The sequence below is a fragment of the Kitasatospora sp. NPDC093558 genome (genome assembly GCF_040683475.1).
Lineage (GTDB): Bacteria > Actinomycetota > Actinomycetes > Streptomycetales > Streptomycetaceae > Kitasatospora.
On the sequence record NZ_JBFBDY010000501.1, the window covers coordinates 1 to 4,718 of the forward strand.

The following is a 4,718-nucleotide window of genomic DNA, read 5'->3' on the forward strand; positions in this document are numbered from 1 at the left end:
GGCGGCGCGGGCCCTGGACTGTTCCGTCTCGGCGAGGAAGCCGGCCCGCTTGATCGCGGTGTCACGCTCGTACTCGGCCTTCAGCGCGGCCGCCTGCTGCTCGCGTTCGGTGGCCTCCTGGTCGGCCTTGGCCTGGGCGATCCTGGCCTGGCTGGCGACCGCCGCCACGTGCGGCGCGGCGAGGTTGTCGATGTAGCCGGTCGAGTCCTCGATCTCCTGGATCTGCAGTGCGTCGACCACGATGCCTAGTTTCTCCATCTCACCGTGGCTGCCCGCCATCACCTCCTGGGCGACCCTGCTGCGCTCCCGGATGATCTGCTCCACGGTCAGCCCGCCGATGATCGACCGCAGGTGGCCGGCGAAGATCCGGCCGATGAGCTCCTCCATCTGGTTCTGCTCCGAGAGGAATCGGCGGGCGGCGTTGGCGATCGACACGGCGTCGTCGCCGACCTTGAACACGCAGACCGCGCGCACGGTGAGCCGGATCCCCTGCTGGGTGACGCAGTCCTCGGCGATCGTCGCCTCCCGGAGGGCCAGGGAGAGCATCCGGACCTTCTGCTTGACCGGCAGGACCAGGCTGCCGTGGCCGGTGACGATGCGGAACTGGGTGTCCTGCGACTGACGCTTGGACCCGGATATGAGCATCGCCTCGTTGGGTGCGGGAACGTGCCAGAAGAACATGACCGACCACCTGACCTGCGGGAATTGCGACACGTACCTAGGCACGTACCTAGGGCGGCAGGAGCTCGACGATCACCGAGCGGGCCGAGATCGCGTCCACCACGACCACCCGGACGTCTCGGCCGACCGGCTCCGAGCACCAGGCCGCGAACACCTCCGACCCGCCCCGCAGGGCAACCAGGACCTCGCCCGGACCGCCCGGCGGAATGGGCACCGTCACCTTGCCGACAGCCCCGACCGGGCTCTGCGAGGAGTCATCGGCTGCCGCGCGCATGCGCTCGTGCGCCACGTGTTCCACGGTACTCCGGCCGCGCGCATGCCCCGTCCGGGCCCCTCGGCATCCCGCAGCCCGGCATCGGGTCAGCGCGGGGGTACCGGAGAGGTGGGAACCACGCCGGAGAGGATGAGCAGAGCTGCTGCGACGAAGGATGTACCCACCAGGAGGCCCATGATCGGGAACTGCCAGCCGAGCCGACCACCGGCTTCCCGAGCCTGCTGCGGGTGTCCGGGCGGGTAGCAGACGATCACCTCGCCGCCCGGTGCCCCCGGCCGCGACAGGTACACCTCCATCCGGTGCACCCCGCCCTCCGGCGCCTGGAACCGGACGACACCCTTCCAGCGAGGTCCTCCCCTGTTCGTCCGCTCGCGGAAGCACCGGAGGAGCGTGCCGACGACCACGGTCCCCCGCTGGGCGCGCACCTGCTGGACGGCGCTCCGGAGGGAAAGGACCCACACGCCGACGCCCACCACCAGAGCGACCCACAATCCGCCGTCGCCGTGCATGGCGCGACCCACCGTCTTCCGTAGCAGGGAACGAGGGCGCCCAGGCTACGCGACCGCCGGTCCCCCGCCCGGGGCGGGGCCGGGTCCGGTACACGCGGGGCCCGACCACACGGGCACGGGGCTGTCCCGCACGACCTCACGTGCCGGTGGCGTAGGCCAGTCAGGGGAAGACCGGAGCGCCGATCGGGCGAAAAGCCGAGACCATCGCCCGCCGGCTGGGGCGGGGGCCACGCGGCGGGCGGTAGGCCTGTGCCATGTCGATTCTCACCCGTCCCGGTCCGAGCCAGGTGGCCCATCCGGCCCAGGCCCAGCCACCCCGCGTCAGAGGGTCGGTCGGCCTGTGGCTGTGGCCGGCGCTGGCCACCCTCGCCGTGGCCGTGTTCCAGATCAGCGGCCCGCAGCTGGTGACCGACGAACTGGTCACCTGGGACGTCGCCAGGCGCGACCTCGGGCGGATTCTGGCCACCCTGCACAACGTCGACGCGGTCCACGGCACGTACTACATCCTGATGCACGGATGGATGGTGCTCTTCGGCGACTCCGTGCCGGCCCTGCGCCTGCCCTCGGCGCTGGCCATGGTCGGGACAGCCGCTCTGGTGGCACTGATCGGACATCGGCTGTTCGGCCGACAGGCCGGGATGTACGGCGGACTGCTGTTCGCCCTGATCCCCGCCGTGAGCCGGTACGCCCAGGAGGCCCGCAGTTACGCCCTCGTGGTCCTGGCCACCGCCTTGGCGATGTTTCTGCTGCTCCGGGCTTGGGAGGTGCCGCGCAAGTGGGGACGCTGGGCGGCGTATTCGCTCTGTCTGGTGGTTGTCGGACTGCTGCATCTCGTGGCGCTGACCGTCCTGCTGGGGCACCTGCTCGCCATGGTCGTACGAAGCCGGTACGAGCGCGGGGCACTGTGGGGCTTCGGCCTCGCGGTGGTGGCCGGTGCGGCCTGTGTGGTCCCGCTGGCGCTGTCGGGCAGGTCGCAGGTGGGACGGCAGCTCTGGTACGTCGCTCGGCCGGACGCGTGGGGTCTGGTCGACATCTGGCCGAAGCTGTTCGCCTCGGCGCTGTGTGCAGGAGCGGTGATCGCGCTGGCCGTGGTGGCGCCCAAGGAGCGCCGCGATGCCTTCGTGCTGTGCGTCGCCCTGGCCGTGCTGCCCCCACTGGTGGTGTGGGTGGCGTCCCAGGGGGACATCTCCTATTTCCGCTTCCAGTATCTACTGATCACCCTTCCGGCCTGGGCCGTGCTGGCGGGGGCAGGGCTGGCCACGGCGGCGCCGTCCTCGGCGACGGCCGCGGCAGCCATCGCCGCGATCGCTCTGCTCGTACTCCCCGAGCAGCACAAACTGAGGGAGCCGTACGCACACCATGACGACGTACCGACGGACTACGTGGCGGCGGCGCGGACCATCATGAAGTACCACCGCCCGGGGGAGGCCGTGGTCTTCAACCGGGACGGGCCGGCGTGGATGCTCGACCAAGGGGTCCGCTACTACCTTCCGCACGACCTGAAGATGCGAGAGGTCTTCCTGAAGGCCTCGGCCGCCGACAACAACGAGCTGTTCCCGACGTACTGCCCGAAGCCGGCCGAGTGCCTGCAGGACGAGAGCCGCATCTGGCTGGTGGTCCCGGGCAACAGACCAGACCCCTTCGACGCCATCCCGAAGGGCCAGGCGGATGCGCTGCGCACGAAGTACAAGCCCTACGGCGCGGAACGCGTCGCCGGCGTGACGGTGGCGCTACTGGAACGGATCCCGTAACCGGCGTGCTGAAGGGCCGCCGGAAGCGGGCGACTTCAGCCGGCTGTCCCCTCTTCATCAACCTTCCAGAGAACATCGGAGACCTCCGTGCAGACCGTTCGCACCTCACCGTAGATCACCCGGGACGTCATCGCCTTCATGGAGCCCGCGCTGCGCGCAGCCACGGCCCGGCACGCCGAAGGCCGTCCAGAGGGTCGGCCGGCCCTTGCGGACCCTCTCCCGGTCGATGACGTCTGGTGGAGGAGCGGATCCGGGAGCACATCCGGCTGGCCCACGCGATCCTGCCGCAGGCCGTGCCGGACCCCGTCGCGTAGGCCGAGCTCGCCGCATTCGTCGCCGCCATCGCCGACGAGCTGCCCTGACGGACGCACGGGCCGGGCGCACGGGCCGGGCGCCACCCGCCTTCGGACAGCACCAGCCCCGGCGAGCCCCGCATGAGCCCTTTCGTGTGCAGGCCGTAGGCCGGGTGAGAAGCCACTAGCTGGTGGACGCGCTGTGCAGGTCGACCAGCGTCCGTACCGGAAGCGGCAACCAGTCCCCGGCGGCCGGGCGGCTTCGGGAGAGGTGCTCGACGATCTGCGTGGGAGTCGGACGGCGGTGGGGGTCGTGGTCGAGACAGCGGACGACCAGGTCGGCCAGTGGGGCCGGCAGCATGCTGAGGACGGACTCCACGACCTCACCCTCGTCCAACGGCACCGCCCCTCCGGCATGGCACAGCACCATGCCGAAGGCGTAGACGTCCGTGGCGAACGTGACCGGCCCTCCGATGTACTGCTCCGGGGCCAGGAATCCCCGCGTACCGATCACCTGGTCGGAACCGGTGAGAGTGGTGCCGTCGAGCGCGCGGGCGATGCCGAAGTCGATGACGCGAGGCCCGGTGCCGGAGATGATGATGTTGCTCGGCTTGAGGTCGCGATGGACGATGTTGCAGGCATGGATCCCCTCGAGCGCCTCGGCAACACCGACGGCCAGGGTATGCAGACTCCGGCTCGGCAACGCACCGTAATGCTTCAGGACTTCGTGCAGCGGCAGGCCCGGGATGTACTCGGTGATCAGCCAGGGCGGATCACCTTGCGGGTCGGCCGCGACCACCGGCGCGGTGTGGAATCCACCGACCCGGCGCACGGCCTCGATCTCACGGCCGAACCGCCGTCGGAACTCGGTGTCCGCCGCCAGTTCCGGCCTGATGACCTTGACCGCAACCAGGCGCTCGCCGGCAGAGCGCCCGAGGAAGACCGTCCCCATACCGCCCTCGCCCAGCCGAGCGGTCAGCTGATAGCGGCCGATGCTGCGCGGGTCGTCCCCTCGCAACGGTTGATGGCCGGGCCCGAGCGATGCCTGCGAGGGCAGCAGCGGCGCGGCCGGTGCTCCGCTGTCCACCTCGACGACGGCTCCCGCAACCGCCCCTGCGTCGGCGCGCAGCACGGCCGCTCGCGCCTCACCCTCGGCCTTGATCACCTCGGCCTGCTTCTCACCCTCCGCCCTGAGGATCTGCGCCTGGCG

5 protein-coding genes are annotated in these 4,718 nt (G+C 70.6%); 1 reads left to right on the forward strand and 4 read right to left on the reverse strand.

All coding sequences use genetic code 11. The annotated features are described in order from the left end of the window. The 3 genes from AB0O00_RS30060 to AB0O00_RS30070 all read right to left on the reverse strand — a co-directional run. On the reverse strand, positions 1–681 hold a 681-nt coding region (locus AB0O00_RS30060), incomplete at its 3' end, for a flotillin family protein (protein WP_363657088.1). Positions 682–730: 49 nt separating this feature from the next. Beyond that, positions 731–970, reverse strand: a complete 240-nt coding sequence (locus tag AB0O00_RS30065; protein WP_363657090.1) for a hypothetical protein — start codon at positions 968–970, stop codon at positions 731–733. 71 nt (positions 971–1,041) lie between these two features. Further along, the gene (locus AB0O00_RS30070; protein WP_363657092.1) at positions 1,042–1,464 is read right to left on the reverse strand and encodes a DUF3592 domain-containing protein; all 423 of its coding nucleotides are present in this window, start codon (positions 1,462–1,464) and stop codon (positions 1,042–1,044) included. A gap of 254 nt (positions 1,465–1,718) precedes the next feature. Here AB0O00_RS30070 and AB0O00_RS30075 point away from each other — a divergent pair, with 254 nt between their 5' ends. After that, positions 1,719–3,215, forward strand: coding sequence for a glycosyltransferase family 39 protein (locus AB0O00_RS30075; protein WP_363657094.1), 1,497 nt, complete (start codon positions 1,719–1,721; stop codon positions 3,213–3,215). Positions 3,216–3,692: 477 nt separating this feature from the next. Here the strand turns inward: AB0O00_RS30075 and AB0O00_RS30080 are convergent. After that, positions 3,693–4,718, reverse strand: a 1,026-nt coding sequence (locus AB0O00_RS30080; protein WP_363657096.1) for a protein kinase, incomplete at its 5' end; no start/stop codon positions are given.

Excerpts from the sequence above, each read along its gene's own strand:
- AB0O00_RS30070 (WP_363657092.1), bottom strand. The coding sequence starts at position 1,464 with ATGCACGGCGACGGCGGATTGTGGGTCGCTCTGGTGGTGGGCGTCGGC.
- AB0O00_RS30075 (WP_363657094.1), top strand. The coding sequence starts at position 1,719 with ATGTCGATTCTCACCCGTCCCGGTCCGAGCCAGGTGGCCCATCCGGCC.